The organism is Paenibacillus sp. FSL R7-0179 (assembly GCF_038002265.1).
Taxonomy (GTDB): Bacteria; Bacillota; Bacilli; order Paenibacillales; family Paenibacillaceae; genus Paenibacillus_AQ.
Genome location: NZ_JBBOCC010000001.1, coordinates 1,333,774 through 1,352,946, shown reverse-complemented (window position 1 = coordinate 1,352,946; position 19,173 = coordinate 1,333,774). Strand labels below are relative to the sequence as shown.

The following is a 19,173-nucleotide window of genomic DNA, read 5'->3' as shown; positions in this document are numbered from 1 at the left end:
TTTTGGTTATATTATGGAGCCTTATAGGAGTAAGCCAGCAGTGCCATCAGGTTATCAAAAGAATATGCCTGCCCGGAGGCAGGATCACCAAAGCCGCCGTATAGCGGACTTGAAGGATCTGTCACTCTGAATTCATTCATCCGTTCTATACTGGACCGATAGAGCTCACCATCCTCCAGCACGGCTCCAATCATGGCTGTGAGTGCATAGACCGCTGTTGAACGGATATCATTAGCCGGCTTGCCCTCACGTGTATATTGTCCGAATAAGGTTCCCGCTGCGACCTGAGCTTTGATGAAGCTGATGCTTGCCGGCTTTTGTCGGCCGGTCTCTGCCAGATGAAGAATAGTCAGCAGAGATTCTACCGAGTTGATGCCTTCGGAGCTGTACTGTCCACTCTGGTAATCGAAGCGGGTCTCATAGAATGGAAAAGAATCGGACAAATATCCCTCCTCCAAAATACCGCTCATATTCTTCAACAAATTATCTTGTAATTCGCTAGATATCGACAATTTCTGCAATACACTCAGATCAATATAACACAAAGTTACGAATCCGTTGACCACTTTCAAATAATTGTCATAGATGTCATAAATGTAACCTTTTTTAGTATTGTTTTTATAGAACCGTTCTCCATATTTATCGGCTTCTCTGGTATATTCCGGCTGGTTAAATGCCTGCCCCGCCTCATATAAAGCTCCGATCATCCGCAGGTCATCCACCGCTGCATTCACGGGATAACGCTTCTGCTGCTTGGGACTGTAGCGGTAGCTGAAACCGCCCTCCATATCGAAGGTTCTGCGGGCCGTCTCCCACTGCCGGTCAAACAGCTCCTGATTGCGGGTCCGGACTGCCGTCTCCATCAGGAGAGAAGCGGACTCACTCAGAATCTCATGGCCGGTAGCTACCTCTGCCGCTTCAGAGGTCTCCTTCAGATTCGTATATACCCCGTCGGGGCCTGTAAGCTGCGTATTTATGAAATGGAATAATTCCTGCTGTTCCCTTGTAGGCTCAAGCTGCGGCGCTTCATCCGGCCGGGTAGTCCCTGCGGGAGAGACCGCCGGAGTATAGACGGGAGAGGATGGCGCCGGGCCGGCCTGATTGCCGCCGCAGGAGGTTAGCAGGAGCAGCGACATCCCCAGAACAGCAGCCTTCTTATATCTGCTTTCCAATCGATCACATCCTTAAATGACAACTACCAATTGATCCATACTAATATAACGGTAATTATTGTCACATTATTTACTGTTTCTTCGAACATTATGTGTCAGCATCACATATTTCTCCTTTTTCTCCAAAAAAAAGAGCTGCTCCTAGTCTTAACGACCGGAACAGCTCTTATGAATGCTTAGGTATTATCTCTAGCTCTCTTTAATTCTCCGGTACGTGGCCTCATCGGCGACGATGTAGAGTCTGGCATCTGCCGGAATCGGCTGGTCCAGCTTACGGTTAATGCCCAGATCACCGCGGTCGGACAGCAGGGTCGCCCCCTCGCGCAGCAGGTCCTGAAAGGCCTCACCATAGGTTGTCCAGCCGCGGCGGCGGGGAATTTCATAGATATCATCCCCGTGCTCACGGCTGAGAAGCTGGGTGATCACCTCAGAATTCCCCTCCTGCAGGGCAGAGCGGACGGCCAGTCTGGAGATCGCATCATGGGAGAGCACGAACTCGTTCACCTGCACATGCTTGAAGTTCTGAATGTTCTTTTCCTGCATAATCTCTACGGTTGTATGTACCTGCGGGGCAATCCGCTCAATGCTGGAAGCAATCAGCAGCGACTTGCCGTCGCTCAAGGAAGCTTCGTCGATACGGGTGTCGCTGAACACAATCGCTGCTCTGGCGCTCCCGATATTTGCCTTCAGCAGAATGTCATCGCTTGCAGCATCGCCGCTGATGAAGTGGACCTGCTCCATGGCTTCCAGCGGATGCCGTCCGTTCTCATCGATAATGACCACTTTGCATTCCCTGTCGTAACACAGAATCTCATCTACTGCCGCCTGTGTCTTGCGGTTCCAGTTAATCAGCACCACATGATGTTGTCCGTGAAAGGTCAACGTTCCGGCTCCTCTCCTGCGCTGCATCTCGCCCATGGCATCGATAATCTTGCCGATCACCAGACTGAGCAGACCAATGCCAAAGATATATAAGAAAATCGTAAATACTTTGCCGGTAACGGTAGCGGCGAAGTAATCGCCATACCCTACAGTAGCCATGGTGGTCATCACCCAATAAAAGGCGTTGAACCAGCTATGAAACGTGTCCGGCTCCAGCAGGAAGGCGATGGTTGCACTTAGAAGAATGAAGGCCAGAATAATAAAAGCAATGGACTTCTTCTTCAGATGAAGCAGCTTGCCGGATAATTGGATTAGAAAATGCAACGCTCATCCCTGCCTCCCGGTTGAATTGAGCCGGCGGGCAGCAGCCTGCGTCTAGTCCCTTGCGGGGCACAACTGCCGGCCGCCTGCCAAAACTAAATAATCAGACTGCTGACTGCGAAGGCCGTCCCGATGAACACCATGCAGAGCATGACGCCGACCGCCACATTCCCCTTCTGCAGCTGCTCTGAAATCCGGAAGCCGGGTGTGAACAGCTCGAAGATCCAGTAAGAAGCGATCAGGCAGACATAGCCCACCGCGAACCAGAGCATCATGAACCAGATGGAGGTATTGGTATAAGCCGCTACTCCAAGAATGACCGCCGTCGCCAGGAACTTGCCGCCGAACGCCAGCGCTACCGCCACATTCCCCTTCTTCAGCTCCTCCATATCCTTGAAGGGAGTCATGAGCGCGAAGATCACCATCCCCAGCACTTGAAGCAGAACAATGGTCAGAATACTGACCACCAGATTAATTACGATCGTCATTTAGCCCACCCCCGAAATTTCGCATAGGCCGAATCATAGTCGGCGAAATCATGTACTTCCTCCAGCACCACAGAAGCTGTCTTCTGCTTCTCCAGCGCGGCATAGCGCTTGTCATCAATCGGCTGCTTGATCCGGTTGCCGGAAGGCAGCTCCAGCACTGCGAAATTTCTGGTCTTGCTCTGGTATTCCGTCTTGTACACGCCAACCAGGTCCACATCCGTAGTGATAGATACCTTGAGATTAGCCAGATCCTCCGTGGCCGCCTTCTGGTCGGCGTAGGATTTAAGCGTCGTCCAGGCGGACAGCTTGATCTCATTCTTCTGGTCGGCATCCGTCACCAGCTCGGCGTCCATGAACTGAAGCGTCCAGACAGTGTCGCCTGTAGCATAATTCCCGTCGTTGGGAAGCAGCTCATTATCCGGCAATATCGTCATATCGCTGCCGACCAGATCGCCAACCTTGCCTTCCACCACCCGGTAATCCCACGGTACACGTGATACGTTATCCGTTGTGTCCGTACCCGTATGAAATACACTGTCGCTATTCGCCGAACATGCACTCAGCACCATAACCGCCAGCAGCAGCAATGCAGTCAGCAGGGCGCTCCGGGATCTGCGCCCGGCAGCATGCCCCTCTCTATCCTTGAACATCTTCAAGCCCCCTCACTCCTAGCGCGATAAAATGACTGGCATTGCCTGTAATCGGCCCGCCGGCCCGGCCAAGCAGCCCGCAGGGCGTTCCGTTAATGACGAACATGCCGGTCAGCAGGTGCAGCTCACCCTCCGCCGTCATGATCCGGGCCATTTCGGCCCTTTTCTGATAGACCACGGGGAATAGCTGGCTGCTGTCGTAGCCCTCCTCGTCCTCGATCTCAAGCACGCCACTGTCATCAAAGATCCGTACAGATCCGCCTTCGCGGCCGAATACCGATTTGGATACAAAGCTCTCTGAGAAGACTGCCTTATTGTAAGTTGGCAGGATGTACCGGGAGATGGCCTCGCGTTCCGGCTCCGTGAACAGCAGGCCAAGCTCATACATTCCCCAGACAGCAGCCATCAGCCCCTTGGACTGGAGGATGATGCTATGCGGTCCGTTGAACAGCTGGAGCTTCCCGCTCTCAATGGCATAGGCCAGAGCCTCGCCGCCTTCATCTACGGCCATCCACTCCTTCGGATACAGCGCGAACATCCGCTCTATGATCCGGTTCTCCCCGTCCTTGACCACGCCCTCATCAATCCACAGATCCAGACAATCCACACAACGGACATCCAGCCCGCTATGCGCAGCGAGCGCCTCAATCGTTCCGCTGTCTTCCTCGTGGCTGCCATAATCCACACAGGCTACCGTGTCGGGCCGTTCTACACTCCAGGCTGCGGCAAGCTGCTGCTTCATGGCCGCATTCGCGCTTCCGACGCCTGCTTCCGCGCAGATCCACGGCGTAGCAATGGAGGCTTCCACATAACCTGTCGGAGTATCCGCATTCAGCTCCAGCAGCTTAATCGTACCATCCCCGGCCACAGCAAAATCGAACCGGGCATACCGGCTGATTAGTCCCGGCTCCGGCAATGGACAGTCATCCAGCATCTGCCACAGCACCGGAGGAATCCCCAGGAGGTCGTACAGGTCATGTCTCAGATGGACATAACGCACGGCCTTATCCAGAATCGCCCATAGCGCTGCGGCGGCTTCCTTCAATTCCTGGTAGGTCTCACTGCGCATCACAGCCACAGCGTCCAGCCAGTATTCCTCATCCTCCAGGTCGGCCCAGGTGAAGCCCAGCTCATGCAGCCGCTCTACCCGGGGAGCACGTTCCAGACCGGACTGGTCTATATATTCGAATGCCTGCTCCGCCTGGATCATCCGCCGAACCCGCTCTTGCCGGAGCGCACCGAGCTTTTGCCGGAGCTTTTACTGGAGCCGGATTTGGATTTGCTCGAACCCAATCCGCTGGAGGTGCCGCCGATACCGCCCGATTTGGAAGAGGTATTCCTTCTGGTAATGGAACCGGTGGATGAAGTTGAGGTCTTCGGCTTCACCACCGAGCCGGCCACCGGCTTGTTCTGGAATCGTCCGCTATTATAGGAGGGCGGTTTATAGGTATTGCGTGTACCTCCATAATAAGTAGGCCTGTCATTGTACCAGCCTCTGGAAGAATAGAACGAACCGCTATTGAAGAGCATGTGGTACAGAAGCACATCATCCCAGCCGAACCCCGAGTTGTAGCCGCCGTAGTTGTTGATTACCGTCGTACCGCCGGAGGTTACTGCCCCCTGCCCTTCCTGAACCTTCTCTTCCTGGTCTTCCGGGTATGGAATATTCCAGTCTACATTCTTATCGAAATATTGCTTAACCTCCTCGGTAGACCAGGAGACCAGCTTAGGCTCCTCGCCTCCGGTGCCGCTTGCGCCTGCGCCGCCGGGAATGAATAATGCGTTCGCCAGCAGCGCAATCCCGAGGGAGGTGGATAATACGCGGACGGGTTTGCCGTCCGGCGTGAACAGCCTGCTGATTGCGGGCTCTTTAGCACTTTCGTCTTTTTCCAACTTGGGACCTCCTTTCCTGGTATTCATTCTTAACCTTCCGTACGCATGGGAACCAGCAGAAGCTCCAGCTTCCCTTCATCCACATTCAGCCTTCCCTCAACCGCCTCGAACTCGCGGCCGCCAACGACAATATAATTGACATGTTCAAGCGCCGTGACCATATTCATGCTCCAGACACGCTCTTCAATCATTTGCAGGTCGCCTTCAGGCAGCTTCTCGAACAGGATGACCTTCAACCCGTTATCCATTCCCACTCCATCTCCTCTTGAATATTCGTATGCTTCTGATACGCTGTCATGACGCTTTCGTTTCAACTCCCGCAGCCTTGAATATGTATACCACAGCATATAAATAATAATGACAACAAGCAGTTTTGCAGTGGCCGGCTACGGGCTTACAATACCTTCTGGACCCAACTGTCCATAACCTGGTCGGGGCGGATACCCAGCTCATTCTCCAGGAGCTCCTTGTACTTATCGTAGTGTGTCCTGAACCCGATGAAATCCCCCAGGTCGGCGTAACTTCGCAGAATCAGCCTGCAGAGCTGGTCGGAATAAGGATCTGCTGCCTGCAGATCCAGCAGCCGCTCCAGCGCCAGCCGGGGACGGCCGGAGGACAGCTCATATTCGGCGGAATGCAGCGCCATGCGGATATACCGGACCTGCAGCTCCTTGCGCCGGATTTCTGCCCAGTCGTAATGATGCTCCTGCAGATAGTCCCCACGGTACAGCTTCAATATTTTTTCCCGGCGCAGCCATTCCTCTTCTGACTCCACCGGCGTACCGGCGTAGCCCAGCTCGAACTCCTCCACATCCAGCAGCACCTGCTCCTTGGTCAGCCTGTACCGCTCCTGTGAGAATTCGACGAGCACCTCCATATCCCAGGCCTTCAGCAGCTTGCGGATATGGTATACCGTGGTATGCAGGTTAGTGACGGCCTTCTCAGGCTTGAAATCGGGCCAGACGAGATCCACAATGGTGTCCTTGAGTATCCACTGGCCGCGGTTATGCAGCAGCAGGGCGAAGACCTCCTGCGCCTTGCTTGTTCTCCACTGCATTTTGCGCCCCGGCTCCGTGCTGTCTGTGAATTCAAGGCGGTGGAAGCAGAGGATGGACAGCTCCTTAACGGGCGCCGCAGACGCCTGGGCAGGCAGCATCTTCAGTTCAGCGCTCTCCTTGCCGACCTCCAGACGCTCAAGGGTTTTGCTTAACCGCTGGGAGGTCACCGGCTTCAGTAAATAATCTGCAGCATTGAGCTCAAAGGCTTCGATGGCATACTCACTGTACGCGGTGATATAGACAATCCGGATACTCCGGTCCATCCCGGCAATGTATTCACCGGCTTCCAGTCCGTTCATCTCCGGCATCCCGATATCCAGGAATACAATATCCGCCTTCTCCCGTTCCAGATGCGCAAGCCCCAGGCGTGCCGAGGTGAATTTCCCGGTAATCGTAAGACGCCCATCCTTCTGGAGCATCCGCTCCAGATGCTGCAGCGCTGGTTTCTCATCATCAATCAATATGGCCTTCATCGTCCGGACTCACCTCCTCTTCGTCGTTCTCAGCTGCCTTTAGGTGGGGATGGTATATGATATAGCAGTTCCCCTTCCCGGTGCACTGTCGATATTCAGGCCTGCTCCGTACATCTTCAGCAGACGGTTCTGAATATTGCGCAGTCCGATGCCCCCCTCTGTCCGCTCTTCCGAGAGGATCTCTGCAATCTTCTCCGGGGTCATGCCTACACCGTCATCCGTGACCGCTACCTTGAGCCTGCCCGGCAGCAGCTCGACGGTCAGCCTTACGGTCCCCCCGCTCTCCTTCTGCATCAGGCCATGATTCACAGCATTCTCCACAATCGGCTGAATGCTCAGCGGCGGAACCATCGCCATTACATCCTCCGGCACATCGAACTCGATATTCAGCCGTTCATCGAACCGTGCCTGCTCCAGCGCCAGATATGATTTGACCAGTCCCAGCTCCTTCTCCATAGAAACCGTCTGTCCCCGGTTCTGGAAGTCGAAGCTGCTCCGCAGATATTGGCTGAGGTCCAGCAGCAGCTCTGTGGCCTTATCCGGGTCCTCCGGACAGACCGAGATAATCGCGTTCAGCGCATTATATAAGAAATGCGGTTTGATCTGCGCCTGCAGGAAAGCAATCTCTGACTGGACGGATACACGGATCGACTTGCGCATATCCAGCAGGGTCTGCATCCGCGCCTTGAATTCGCGCACCTCCACCGGCTTGCTCAGATAATCATTCGCTCCAGCCTCGAAGGCTGCAAGAATGTCATCAGGCCGGCTGCTCGCCATGAGCACCAGAATCGGCAGCTCAGACAAGGTGAACCGTTCACGGATGGCCTTACAGAGCAGAAGCCCGGGCATCTCCGGCATGACCCAGTCGGCAATTACCAGATCAAGCTCAGGATGCTGCTGAATGATCTGAATCGCTTCAGCCCCGCTGCTGGCGGTAATCACTGAATGGTTCTCCAGCTGTAGTACACCAACCAGCACGCGAAGATTAACAGGATCATTATCCACCACAAGGATGGAGCAACAGTCCTCAGACGGCGGCGGCACAGGCTCTTCCCCGGGAAACGTGTACGAAGGCGCTGTCTCCCAGCCTTGAAGTTCCCCGAATTCCTCCAGCAGCGCATTGCTTCGCTGCAATACCGGCTGGGTGAAGCTGAAGACCGAGCCGTGCCCCAGCTCGGAACGCACCGTAATCTCCCCGCCTGTCAGCTCTACAAGTCTCTGGGTAATACTGAGGCCAAGCCCGTTCTCCCGGTAGACCTTACTCGCGGCAGGACCGCTTGGATCATTTGCATCGAAGATCGTACGCAGACGCTCAGGCGGGATGCCCTGACCGGTATCCGTTATGATAATAGCAACATACTCTTCTTTAACCTCAGCAGACAGCGTTATCACGCCTCTGGGCGTATAATTCACTGCATTTGCCAATAAATTATGCAGGATCTGGGCAAGCCGCTGCTCATCCGTCTCCAGCAGCGGAAGCTGCCCGGGCAGATTCAGCCGGAATTCCAGCTGGCTGTTGCCATACACTTGACGGGTGACAGCCATAATGGAGGAAGCTGCCATGCGGAGATCGACGGCCTGCCGGCGGAGGAAGAGCGCGCCGTGATTCAGCTTGGCGAAGTCCGACATATCATGGATCAAGGCTGTAAGCCGCTTGCCGGTGGAGACAATCGTGAGCAGCTGATCCTGCTGGGCAGTGCTGATGGAGCCGGCCGTACCCTGCGCCAGCACCTTGGCCATGTTGACAATCCCCTGCAGCGGTCTCCGCAGCTCCTGCGAGGTGTCAGAGATGAAATCATCCTTCAATCCGTCAAGCGACAAAAGGCGGCGTGAGAGCTGTTCCACCTCTTGGAAGGAGGCTGCGTATTGCCGGGTCATCAGAATTGCCTGTACAAATCCGAACAGGAGAATCTCGTAGGAGATGATGAAATAGCTGAAGCCCAGGCCCATGAAGCTGACCAGATAATAGATAATAACCACGCTCAGGCTCTCGATGCTGACCATCATCAGGAACATATTCTTCGGATTTCGCCGGGTGCCCTGCACCATGGAGTAGAGCACGAAGCCCAGGCTTACCGAGCCCCAGGTCAGCAGCAGCACCTCCAGATAGCTGAACAGATAGGCCGGGACGAAGGCAGCAATCAGCAGCAGGAATGCCGTAACCAGCCTGGAGGCCTTAATTACCCCGATAGACATCGGGTAATTCACTGAATTGGCGACATAGTGAAGCAGATAATAATACACCAGGGTAGAGGACGCGAGCTGCAGCTTGAGTATAATCTCGTAAGGGAAGCCGGGCAGCGCCGTCAGGATGAGCTTTTCGCCATGCGTGAAAATGTAGACAAAGGCCGCTATGCAGAACAATCCCAGGTATAATGTGACCCCCCGGCTCTCCCTTACCTTGGAGAACATCAGCAGAAAGAGGGATAGCACGAAGAATCCTATTAGCGCAGCCCCGTCTACAAACAGGGAGAATTCCCTATGTTTCATAATAGCGGACTGATTACCTATCACTATCGGCTGGACGATCCCGCCTGAGGAGTAGCTATAGTTAGCCACCTGCACAATAATCTCCAGGGTATCCCCGGTTACAGAGGCGAATCCCATAAAAGGCATGTTATTCTGTCTGCCCTCAGAGACTGAGGCTGCCGGAGTCCCGCTGCTCCCAATCTCCTGCCCGTTCAGATAGACTTTGCTTGCACTGCGGATGTTGCTGGTGCGCAGGCCGTAGACCATGGGTTCCCCTGGGGTAATCTTCGCCTGAAGGCGGTAGGTAGCATAGCCTTTGGCTCTGCGCTCGCCCTGTTCAGCGATATCATCGTTCCACTTCCCCGGAACCTGAATCATCGTAGAGGCGGCGGGAACCTCCTTACCTGCGTTTACCGGATGGAAATCCTCAGGCGAGAGCAGCACATCGCGGTACAGCTCCCACTCTCCATCCAGCTTCATAATTCCGTCGTGGCGGGAGTCCCAAGAGCGAAGGTCAATCACTCCCTGCACGGCCTGCGGCCTGTCTCCCTTGATCTGATGTGTCTGGAGGACCGAGAGCAGCGGAACGATCAGCACCAGCACCAGACTGCCGAGAATACTCAGCCAATACTTTCTCATACCCTCTGCCAGTCCCTTCTAGTTGTCATTGTATAAATTATACAACAGGCTCCGTTCATCTGAAGCAAAAAAAAAGCCGAGTTCCATTTATTTCGGAATCGGCTGTTCATCTGATTAGAGTTACGTGTATGGAATATTTTACTTCGTTTCCGGAGCGGCGGCTGCAGGAACCGCACTCTCCTGGGTCTTCGACAAGAAGATATTGAGAATGATCGCTGTCAGCGATCCGGATACGATTCCGTTCTGCAATAACATTCTGGCGAATTCGGGAAGCTGGTCGAACATGGACGGAAGCACCGCAGAGCCGAGGCCCACCGCGATGCTGCAGGCGGCGATCAGCAGATTGCCGTCCTTGCGCAGATCCACATCGGACAGAATCGACATGCCGGAAGCAGCAACCGAGCCGAACATAACGATCATCGCCCCGCCCAGCACTGCATTCGGCACAACTGTAGTCAATGCCGCCAGCTTCGGCAGCAGCCCAAGTACGACCATAATTCCGCCTGCCGCAAAAATAACATTCCGCGTCTTCACCCGCGTCAGCGACAGCAAGCCGACATTCTGGGAGAATGCGGTGTACGGGAAGGCGTTGAACAGGCCGCCCAGCATGATGGCCAGTCCCTCAGAACGCAGGCCGTTCACGATCTGCTTCTGCTCCACCTGCTGGTCCGTCGCCTTACCAACGGCAAAGTAGACCCCTGTCGATTCGACCATAGACACGATATTCACGATAATCATTGTGAAGATTGCGGTGATGCTAAACTGCGGCCAGCCGAAGTAGAACGGCTGTGCGACGCTAACCCACGAAGCTGTGGTCACGGTAGAGAAATGCACGATGCCCATGGCATAGCCGATTACAGTACCCACTACAAGTCCTACCAGTACGGATACGGAGCGAAGGAACCCTGTAGTCAGCCGGTTCACGGCCAGAATAACGAGCAGAGTAATCAGAGCCAGCAGCAGATTGCGGGGCTGCCCGAAGTCGGCGCTTCCCTGTCCGCCGGCCACATTATTCATTGCGACGGGAATCAGCGACAGTCCGATGATTGTGACTACCGAGCCGGTGACCACGGTCGGGAAGAACTTCAGCAGCTTCCCGTACACCGGGGCTGCCAGCACCACGAACAACCCGGAGATAATGATTGCACCATAAGCGGTCGCCAGATTGGAGCCTGAAGCGATAGCGATAATCGGGCTAACGGCCGTGAAGGTACAGCCGAGAACCACCGGCAGCCCGCTTCCGAAATATTTGCTGCCCATAATCTGCAGCAGAGTTGCCAGTCCGCAGGTGAACAGATCCGCTGCAATCAGATACGCCATCTGCGTACCGTTCAAATTGAGCGCTCCCCCGACAACCAGCGGTACTATGACCGCTCCGGCGTACATCGCCAGCACATGCTGAAGCCCTAAGGCGAATATCTTCTGTTTGCTTAACATCCTGCACGCTCCTTGATTAATCCTTCATTATCTATGAAATGAATCTCACCCGGCGACATGGAAGCAATCCGCGCCAGGGAATACACCGGAACTCCGCGCTGCTCCAGCAGACCGCGTCCCTCCTGGAAGCTCTTCTCGATGACACAACCGACCCCGGCCAGCTGCGCCCCGGACTCTGCTACGATATCGCATAACCCTACAAGTGCCGCACCGGTAGCGAGGAAATCATCGACAATCAATACGGTATCGTCCGGCCCGAGATATTTCTGCGAAATGCTGATCTGGTAGTCCTCCTGACGGGTGAAGGAGTGAACCGGTGCCGAATATACCGCTTCGGACAAGGTGACTGCCTTCTTCTTCTTGGCATAGATGAACGGCACGCCCAGCGCAATGCCCGCCGCCATGGCGAACTGGATGCCGCTGGCTTCCACAGTCAGCACCTTGGTGATCTGCCGGTCCCCGAAGACCGCTGCAAATTCCTTCCCGATCGCAAGCGCAAGCGCCGTGTCTACCTGGTGGTTCAGAAATGAGTCTACTTTCAGTACAGTCTCCGATAGAATTAAGCCTTCTTGTCTAATACGTTCTTCCAATACTTTCATTACGGCGGATCTTCCTCCTTAGAAATAAAAAAGGACAGATTCCCTGAGTGCTTCTCTCAAGTGAATCTGTCCTTCTGGGTTTTTGTCCCTTGGTGGTGTAACACATATACGTGTCCGCATCGCTTGGACCAGCCTCCCCGTGCCGCAGCACAAGAAACGGAACCCTAGATGCGCTATTTCACTCATAGTCGGATAATTACAGTGGCTATCCGGTAGAAACTTATGGGCCATATTCCCAAGATTATATGAGTTATATGAATCTGTTATATGAAATCTATTCATGAAGCATGTCTGTTATCTTACACGCTCTCCCCGCTGCTTACAAGCAAAATTTTAAGTAAATTGCGGTGATTTCAAAGTTTTCATGAAACCCCAGGCAAAAGTGGGGCTGCCTCCGGAAAGCCTTGTAAATTTTAGGTTTCCGGTGTTTTCTTCATGTCTTCTATATCACTGAAGCTCCATAAAAGCTATAATTATATAGCTTAACATTCTAACTGAACAAAGGCGGCGAACAATGAGAATAAAACAACAGGTTTGGTTAGCAACTTCAGCTACTATACTGCTGCTAGGCAGTATGATTACTATATCAATCCTCTTTATGGAGGGTGGCTCGCGCCTGATTGCAGCAGGGTTAGGTTCAGGCGGCATTCTGGTCAGTATCGGACTTCTTTACAGTATCGGACGGAATGTAGACCGCGGCCTGAAGCGCATTATGGAGATCTCGCAGGATATTGCCGCAGACCGTCTTAACCCTGCGGCGGCGGCTACTGTGCGGACGGATGAATTCGGGCAGCTGGCGGCTTCCTTTTTCGGGCTGGCGTCTGACCTTCATCACAGAACTGCCGAAGAGCGCGAGCTGCGGCTTAGAGCCGAGGAACAAGCCTGGATTAATACGCAGGTGTCAGAGATGGCGCTGCTGCTTCAGGGCTCTGTCCAGCTGAAAACTGCCTCACGTGTGTTCATCGGCAGGCTGGCTACCGCTGTCGGCGGAAGCTACGGGGCTATCTATCTGAAGCAGGGGGGGCAGGTGAACTTCGCAGCCGGCTATGCCTTCGATGATACCGCCGGGCAGCATGAGTCCATACCGCTGGGCAGCGGCCTGGTCGGGCAATGCGCACTGGATGAGCAGATGATCGTTCTGGAGGATCTCCCGGAGAATTATATCAAGGTCCGCTCCGGCCTGGGAGAAGCTGCGCCTTCCTCGCTGGTTATCGTTCCTATTAAGCATGAACAGGAAGTTGTAGCTGTCATGGAGCTGGCTGCCTTAAGCCCGTTCAGCCCCAAGGAGATGCAGCTGATTGAACGAACCGGGCAGAACATGGGCGTGCTGATAAATACGCTGGCGGATGTCGCCAGAATTGAAGAACTGCTGAATGAGACACAGCTGCAGAAGGATGAACTGGAAGCTCAGACCGAGGAACTGCTGGCCCAGACGCAGGAGCTTGAGGCCCAGACCGAAGAGCTGGCGGCTCAGACCGAGGAGCTCCGTATGCAGACCGAGCAATTACATGACCAGAAGACAGAGCTGGAAGTGCAGGCCGAGAGCCTGCTGACCTCTAATGAGCAGCTCCAGACGCAAATGAAGCTCACTGAGGCCCAAAAAGACGAGATTGAAGCCCAGACCGAGGAACTGCGGCAGCAGACAGAGGAGCTGCACGCCTCCAATCTGGAATTACAGAATCAAATGGAGATTTCCCGCCGGCAAACCATGGAGATCAAGGCCCAAGCCGATGAGATCTCTGCAGCGAACCGCGATATGCAGAAGCAGCTGCAAATCACGGAGCTGCAAAAGTCCGAGATTGCAGATCAGGCCGAGGAGCTGCAGGCCCAGACGAGTGAATTACTGGAGCAGAAGGAGCAGCTCCAGGCCCAGACCGAAGAGCTTCAGTCTCAGACGGAGGAGCTTCTGGCCCAGACTGATACCTTGCAGACTCAGGCCGATGAACTGCTGATTCAGAAGGAGGAGCTGGCTGCCTCCCATGATCAGCTGCTGCTTCAAGTCGAGCTTACCGAGAAGCAGAAGGAGGAGATCCAGGCTCAAGCTCAGGAGATCTTCATGGCCGCACAATACAAATCGGAATTCCTGGCCAATGTCTCCCACGAGCTGCGCACGCCGCTGAACAGCCTGCTGATCCTCTCGCAGATTCTGGCTGAGAACAAGGACGGCAATCTGGAATCGAAGCAGCTGGAATACGTCCACACGATCTTCTCGGCAGGCAAGGATCTCCTGCAGCTGATCGATGAGATTCTTGATCTGGCGAAGCTGGAGGTCGGCAAAATGACCCCTGTCATCGAGCCGGTCTCCCCGCAGGATCTCAGCAAACATGTCCACCGCCATTTCGAGCAGCAGGCCAAGAAGAAGAACCTGCGGTTCGATGTCCATTCCGACAACCGGCTGCCTGATTATCTGATGACTGACGGTCACAGATTGCAGCAGGTCTTAAATAATCTGTTATCCAACGCTATCAAATTCACACCTGAGCAAGGCTCTATCTCCCTGTCGATCCGCACCAGCGGCGAAGAGGTCGTCTTCGCCGTCAGCGACACCGGTATCGGCATCGCCGCCTCTAAGCTGGAGAGCATCTTCGAGGCCTTCCAGCAGGCGGACGGCACCACCAGCCGCAAATACGGCGGCACTGGCCTTGGCCTCACGATCTGCCGGGAGCTGGCTACACTCCTAGGCGGAAGAATTGAGGTGGATTCCGTGGAGGGCAAGGGCAGCACCTTCTCGCTGATCATTCCCGCTGTGGAACCGGGAGAGGACGCCCAGACCCTTGCTGCCGCAGCCTATTCAGCAGCAGCCTCTCCGGAGATTCCGGCTTCCGAGCCTATCCGCCGCGAGAATCCGGCCTTCCGCGAGTCCTTCGTGCCCGACATTTCCATCTCCAATCCGAAGCTGCTGCAATATGCGGAGATGGATGATGACCGGAGCAATCTGCTAAGCGGGGATATTACCCTGCTGATCATTGAAGAGGACGCCGAATTCGCCGCCCGGCTGCTGGAGCTGGCGCGCAGCCGGGGCTTCAAGGCCATCGTCGCCTTCCAGGGTGATCAGGGACTTGCCCTGGCCCATGCCTACAAGCCTGATGCGATCCTGCTGGATCTGCATCTTCCCGTTCTGGACGGCTGGTCCATTATCAGCCGCCTGAAGAGCCGGCCGGAGCTGCGGCATATCCCTGTGCATGTCATCTCAACAGCTGAAGAGAACCAGCAGAGCCTGTCGATGGGCGCTTTGTCCTTCTGGAAGAAGCCGAATGATTATGCGGAGCTGGAGGCAGCCTTCCTCCAGATTGAGACTTATATCCGCCGTCCGGTGAAGAGCCTGCTGATTGTCGAAGACAATCAGATTCTGCGTAACAGCCTTGTCGAATTCATCGCCCATCCCGATGTGAATATTATTGCCGTCGGCACCGGAAGAGAAGCAATGGAACATCTGGCGAGCCACCATTTTGACTGTATGGTACTGGACCTGGGCCTCTCGGATATTTCCGGCTTCGACCTGCTGGAGCAGGTTAAGACCAACCGCAAGCTGCAGACCCTGCCGGTGATCATCTATACAGGCAAGGATCTCAGCAAGACAGATGAGCAGCGCCTTAAGCACTACGCCGAGAGTATTGTAATCAAGAACGTGCGTTCAATGGAACGTCTCTATGACGATACAGCCCTGTACCTCCACCGCAAGCATGCAGACCTGCCTCTGGATAAGCAGCGTTTAATTGAGAACCTGCATAATCCGGAATCCGCTTTTGCCGGAAAAAGCATTTTGCTTGTGGATGATGATATGCGTAATATTTTTGCGTTATCCAGTGTGCTGGAAGGTTATAATATGGAGATCAGCTTTGCCCAGAATGGCAGAGAAGCCCTGGAGCATCTGGAGACCCACCCGGGCATTGAACTGGTCTTCATGGATATCATGATGCCGGAGATGGACGGCTACGAGACGATGGAGCATATCCGGCGTAACCCGGGCTATGATCAGATTGTCATTATCGCGCTGACCGCCCGCGCCCTGGAGGAAGACCGGGTCAAATGTCTCGAAGCTGGGGCGAGCGATTATATATCCAAACCAATTAATACCACACAGCTGGTGAGAGTGCTCAAATCATGGTTGATTCAATAGGAGGCAGCATGGAGTATCCGATTAATATTTTGGTTGTAGATGACCGGGCAGACGAGTTCCTGTCCGTTCAGGCTTTGCTGGCGGAGTCGCCCTACCGGCTGGTTCATGCCCTCACCGGCATGGATGCTCTGAAATGCCTGCTGGAGCAGGAATTCGCCCTGATCATTATGGATGTGCTCATGCCCGGCATGAACGGGTTTGAAACGGCGAAGCGGATTAAGATGCGTCAGAAATCACGGGATATCCCTATTATTTTCTTAACCTCGCTGACCTCCGAACTGGAGAATTATATGATGGCCTACTCGGCCGGCGCGATTGACTATCTGACCAAGCCGTTCCATCCGACCGTGTTAAAAAGCAAGATTGACGGCTTCGTCCGTCTCTACCAGACCCGCAAGGAGCTGCAGCTCAAAACGCAGGAGCTGGAGACCGCCAACAGCATCCTGACCGAGCTGAAGGAGACCGCCGAGGTAGCCTTGCGGATTAAGAGCGGCTTCCTCGCCATGATGAGCCACGAGATCCGCACCCCGCTGAACGGGATTATTGCCATGTCGGATGTGCTTCGTTCCTCCGAGCTGTCCGCTGACGACCAGGAGATGGCCGAGATCATTCATACCAGCGGTCACGCGCTCGTCTCTGTCATTACACACATCCTGGACTTCACCAAGATCGAATCCGGTAAAATGGAGCTGGATTACGAGCTCTTCAATCTCCACTCCTGCCTCAAGGAGACCGTTGATCTGTTCCGGGCGCTGGCCAGGGAACGCAGCCTGACCCTGGAGACCTCCATTGATCCTGACATTCCTGCCCTGCTCATCGGTGACCCCAACCGTCTGCGGCAGGTACTGAATAACCTGATCGGCAATGCCATCAAGTTCACGCATTCCGGCGGCGTCAAGGTGGATGTCCGCCTCCGGCAGGTCATGGACAAGCTGCTGGAGCTGGAGTTCATTATCGAAGATACCGGGATTGGCATTCCGGCGGACAAGATGAAATATCTGTTCCAGCCGTTCACCCAGATCGGTGCCACCATCAACCGCAAGTTCGGCGGCACCGGACTCGGTCTGTCCATCTGCAAAATGCTGGTCGACCTCATGGGCGGTAGGATCTATGCTAAGCCTGATGTAGTGGGCGGAGCTACCTTCATCTTCACCATCCAGGTCGCTGAAGGCCAGCCGGACTAAGGCCAACTCCACGGAAGACACAAGAAGCTCCCCTTCAGATGATGAAGAGGGAGCTTCTTTGTTATGAATAAGGTTTATTGTAGAATGGAATGAACAAGCCGCGGAAGGGGATGAGCTCTATAGATGGGAACCTCCAGATTCCCTTTGTTCCAGCGGAACTTTGTTCTGCAAGCGCGAAGTAAGACTCATCCTTGGGAAGGCGCTGGACCCCTTTGGAGTGTAACGGAATTCAGATGGTGTTGAGTATTGCTGAAGACGCGCGGTTCGATCATCCCAGCTCGGTGTTCTATTTCCAGGTTGACAATATTCACTCATCGTATGAAACGTTGGTCGAGCGGAATGTACATGCTCTGATGAGTGAGGTACCCGTGTCCGAATAATTACTTCCAGGGGCGTTATTGCCCCTCTTTTCGGTTTTTCCCATACATCCGGCCCCGCTTGCCTCCGCCACGCCAATTGTAATCGGTTTTTCGATTACATTGCGCTCGCACGCCTCCGCCACGCCAATTGTAATCGGTTTTTCGACTACATTCCGCTCGCACGCCTCCGCCACGCCAATTGTAATCGGTTTTTCGACTACATTCCGCTCGCACGCCTCCGCCACGCCAATTGTAATCGGTTTTTCGATTACATTCCGCTCGCACGCCTCCACCACGCCAAATGTAATCGGTTTTTCGATTACACTGCGCTCGCACGCCTCCGCCACGCCAATTGTAATCGGTTTTTCGACTACATTCGGTGCCCCCTATCCCCCCACCGCCGCAATCAGCACCGGCAGGACCAGGAAGGAGGCCAACGTCGTCCAGACGATACAGCGCGAGACCAGCGCTGGCGAGCTGCCGAAGCGTTCGGCCAGGACGACGGAATTGACAGCCACCGGCATGGAAGCCAGAATCAGCAGCACCGAGAACAGGGTGCCTGTGATGTTCAGGGCGAGCAGCACCAGCGCGGCCAGCAGCGGAGCCAGCACCAGCCGGACGGTCAGCCCCGTCCAGAAGGCCAGCTGCACATTGCGTTCCGTATGTGCGGCTCTAACCTTCACCATCTGCGCACCCAGAATCGCCAGCACAACCGGCGAATAGGCCCCGGCGACCATCGACACCCCCGAAGCCAGCTCATGCGGCATATGCAGGCCAAGCGCCCGCAGCAGCAGCGCCAGAATGGCGGCGTAGATGGCCGGAAGCGAGAAGACTGACTTCAACGCGCTGCGTACAGAGAACTGTGAACGGGCGGCAAAATACACGCCGATCGTATTCACGATCACCATCTGGGCGATGACGTAGACCGATGCCTTGTCCAGGCCCAGCTGGCCGAAGGCCAGCAGCACCAGCGGCAGGCCATAATTGACGCTGTTCGTGAAGGTGGAGATGAGCGTAAGACCGGCGGCCTCCGGCGGAGCCAGCTTAAGAATTTTGCCGATCAGCGTCGCCACACCCCATAAGAGGAACAGGTTCAGCAGCGAGAATGAGAGTGTCTTATAGACATCATCGAAGGAGATATCCGCCGTAGCCAGTGTGTCGAGAATAATGGCCGGACTGAGAAAATACAGGTACAGCGTCAGCAGAGGCTTCGTATCGAGCTGCTTATACCGTCCAAGCAGCGCTCCGGCGGCCACCGGAATGGACAGCGGTACGATGACCTCAACAAGTGTCGTGAGTACAGTCTGAATCACAAGCCAGGACTCCTCTATGTATTAGTTATTTCTACTATAACCCTCCTTGGCAGGGAGCGTCTAAGACAAGGAAGCAATATCCTTGATAGCAATTGCCTATGAGCACCAGTCATTCT

The 19,173-nt window shown here is 54.6% G+C and carries 15 protein-coding genes and 1 riboswitch; of the genes, 2 read left to right on the top strand and 13 right to left on the bottom strand.

The window, feature by feature from the left end; translation table 11 throughout:
* Positions 1–11: 11 nt before the first annotated feature.
* From MKX63_RS06035 to MKX63_RS05985, 11 genes are all read right to left on the bottom strand, one after another.
* The gene (locus MKX63_RS06035; RefSeq protein ID WP_341015921.1) at positions 12–1,172 is read right to left on the bottom strand and encodes a hypothetical protein; all 1,161 of its coding nucleotides are present in this window, start codon (positions 1,170–1,172) and stop codon (positions 12–14) included.
* 189 nt (positions 1,173–1,361) lie between these two features.
* Complete coding sequence (locus MKX63_RS06030) at positions 1,362–2,378, bottom strand: potassium channel protein (RefSeq protein WP_341015920.1); 1,017 nt, start codon at positions 2,376–2,378, stop codon at positions 1,362–1,364.
* 92 nt (positions 2,379–2,470) lie between these two features.
* On the bottom strand, positions 2,471–2,863 hold the full coding sequence (locus MKX63_RS06025; RefSeq protein ID WP_341015919.1) for a DUF350 domain-containing protein: 393 nt from the start codon (positions 2,861–2,863) through the stop codon (positions 2,471–2,473).
* A complete protein-coding gene (locus MKX63_RS06020) occupies positions 2,860–3,513 on the bottom strand; it encodes a signal peptide protein (protein WP_341015918.1) in 654 nt (217 codons plus the stop codon). The genes MKX63_RS06025 and MKX63_RS06020 overlap by 4 nt, the downstream gene beginning before the upstream one ends.
* The gene (locus MKX63_RS06015; protein ID WP_341015917.1) at positions 3,500–4,723 is read right to left on the bottom strand and encodes a glutathionylspermidine synthase family protein; all 1,224 of its coding nucleotides are present in this window, start codon (positions 4,721–4,723) and stop codon (positions 3,500–3,502) included. The genes MKX63_RS06020 and MKX63_RS06015 overlap by 14 nt, the downstream gene beginning before the upstream one ends.
* The gene (locus MKX63_RS06010; RefSeq protein WP_341015915.1) at positions 4,720–5,406 is read right to left on the bottom strand and encodes a hypothetical protein; all 687 of its coding nucleotides are present in this window, start codon (positions 5,404–5,406) and stop codon (positions 4,720–4,722) included. Before MKX63_RS06010 ends, MKX63_RS06015 begins: the two co-directional genes overlap by 4 nt.
* Positions 5,407–5,435: 29 nt before the next feature.
* On the bottom strand, positions 5,436–5,654 hold the full coding sequence (locus MKX63_RS06005; protein WP_036691939.1) for a hypothetical protein: 219 nt from the start codon (positions 5,652–5,654) through the stop codon (positions 5,436–5,438).
* A gap of 146 nt (positions 5,655–5,800) precedes the next feature.
* Complete coding sequence (locus MKX63_RS06000) at positions 5,801–6,937, bottom strand: response regulator (RefSeq protein WP_341015914.1); 1,137 nt, start codon at positions 6,935–6,937, stop codon at positions 5,801–5,803.
* 39 nt (positions 6,938–6,976) lie between these two features.
* Positions 6,977–10,045, bottom strand: a complete 3,069-nt coding sequence (locus tag MKX63_RS05995; RefSeq protein WP_341015913.1) for an ATP-binding protein — start codon at positions 10,043–10,045, stop codon at positions 6,977–6,979.
* Positions 10,046–10,183: 138 nt separating this feature from the next.
* Positions 10,184–11,482, bottom strand: coding sequence for a nucleobase:cation symporter-2 family protein (locus MKX63_RS05990; RefSeq protein ID WP_341015911.1), 1,299 nt, complete (start codon positions 11,480–11,482; stop codon positions 10,184–10,186).
* Positions 11,476–12,081 (bottom strand): xanthine phosphoribosyltransferase, encoded by a 606-nt coding sequence (locus MKX63_RS05985; RefSeq protein ID WP_209868713.1) that lies wholly within the window; start codon positions 12,079–12,081, stop codon positions 11,476–11,478. The genes MKX63_RS05990 and MKX63_RS05985 overlap by 7 nt, the downstream gene beginning before the upstream one ends.
* Positions 12,082–12,246: 165 nt before the next feature.
* Positions 12,247–12,350: riboswitch (purine riboswitch) on the bottom strand.
* 329 nt (positions 12,351–12,679) lie between these two features.
* On the opposite strand from MKX63_RS05985, the gene MKX63_RS05980 reads away from it, so the two are divergent.
* Together MKX63_RS05980 and MKX63_RS05975 are read left to right on the top strand one after the other, a co-directional pair.
* Positions 12,680–16,201 carry a response regulator gene (locus tag MKX63_RS05980; RefSeq protein ID WP_341015910.1) on the top strand — a complete coding sequence of 1,174 codons (3,522 nt, stop codon included), beginning with the start codon at positions 12,680–12,682 and terminating at the stop codon, positions 16,199–16,201.
* 8 nt (positions 16,202–16,209) lie between these two features.
* Positions 16,210–17,385 carry an ATP-binding response regulator gene (locus tag MKX63_RS05975; protein ID WP_341015909.1) on the top strand — a complete coding sequence of 392 codons (1,176 nt, stop codon included), beginning with the start codon at positions 16,210–16,212 and terminating at the stop codon, positions 17,383–17,385.
* 307 nt (positions 17,386–17,692) lie between these two features.
* Here MKX63_RS05975 and MKX63_RS05970 read toward each other — a convergent pair whose 3' ends face one another.
* Together MKX63_RS05970 and MKX63_RS05965 are read right to left on the bottom strand one after the other, a co-directional pair.
* The gene (locus MKX63_RS05970) at positions 17,693–18,091 is read right to left on the bottom strand and encodes a hypothetical protein (RefSeq protein ID WP_341015908.1); all 399 of its coding nucleotides are present in this window, start codon (positions 18,089–18,091) and stop codon (positions 17,693–17,695) included.
* A 39-nt stretch (positions 18,092–18,130) separates the two neighbouring features.
* Positions 18,131–19,057 carry an AEC family transporter gene (locus MKX63_RS05965; RefSeq protein WP_341015907.1) on the bottom strand — a complete coding sequence of 309 codons (927 nt, stop codon included), beginning with the start codon at positions 19,055–19,057 and terminating at the stop codon, positions 18,131–18,133.
* Positions 19,058–19,173: the final 116 nt, after the last annotated feature.

What these genes read in the sequence shown, in the direction of transcription:
- MKX63_RS05995 (WP_341015913.1), bottom strand. Translation starts at nt 10,045, where the DNA reads ATGAGAAAGTATTGGCTGAGTATTCTCGGCAGTCTGGTGCTGGTGCTG.
- MKX63_RS06015 (WP_341015917.1), bottom strand. Translation starts at nt 4,723, where the DNA reads ATGATCCAGGCGGAGCAGGCATTCGAATATATAGACCAGTCCGGTCTG.
- MKX63_RS05980 (WP_341015910.1), top strand. Translation starts at nt 12,680, where the DNA reads ATGGAGGGTGGCTCGCGCCTGATTGCAGCAGGGTTAGGTTCAGGCGGC.
- MKX63_RS06000 (WP_341015914.1), bottom strand. Translation starts at nt 6,937, where the DNA reads ATGAAGGCCATATTGATTGATGATGAGAAACCAGCGCTGCAGCATCTG.
- MKX63_RS05985 (WP_209868713.1), bottom strand. Translation starts at nt 12,081, where the DNA reads ATGAAAGTATTGGAAGAACGTATTAGACAAGAAGGCTTAATTCTATCG.
- MKX63_RS05975 (WP_341015909.1), top strand. Translation starts at nt 16,210, where the DNA reads ATGGAGTATCCGATTAATATTTTGGTTGTAGATGACCGGGCAGACGAG.
- MKX63_RS06005 (WP_036691939.1), bottom strand. Translation starts at nt 5,654, where the DNA reads ATGGATAACGGGTTGAAGGTCATCCTGTTCGAGAAGCTGCCTGAAGGC.
- MKX63_RS06025 (WP_341015919.1), bottom strand. Translation starts at nt 2,863, where the DNA reads ATGACGATCGTAATTAATCTGGTGGTCAGTATTCTGACCATTGTTCTG.
- MKX63_RS06020 (WP_341015918.1), bottom strand. Translation starts at nt 3,513, where the DNA reads ATGTTCAAGGATAGAGAGGGGCATGCTGCCGGGCGCAGATCCCGGAGC.
- MKX63_RS05990 (WP_341015911.1), bottom strand. Translation starts at nt 11,482, where the DNA reads ATGTTAAGCAAACAGAAGATATTCGCCTTAGGGCTTCAGCATGTGCTG.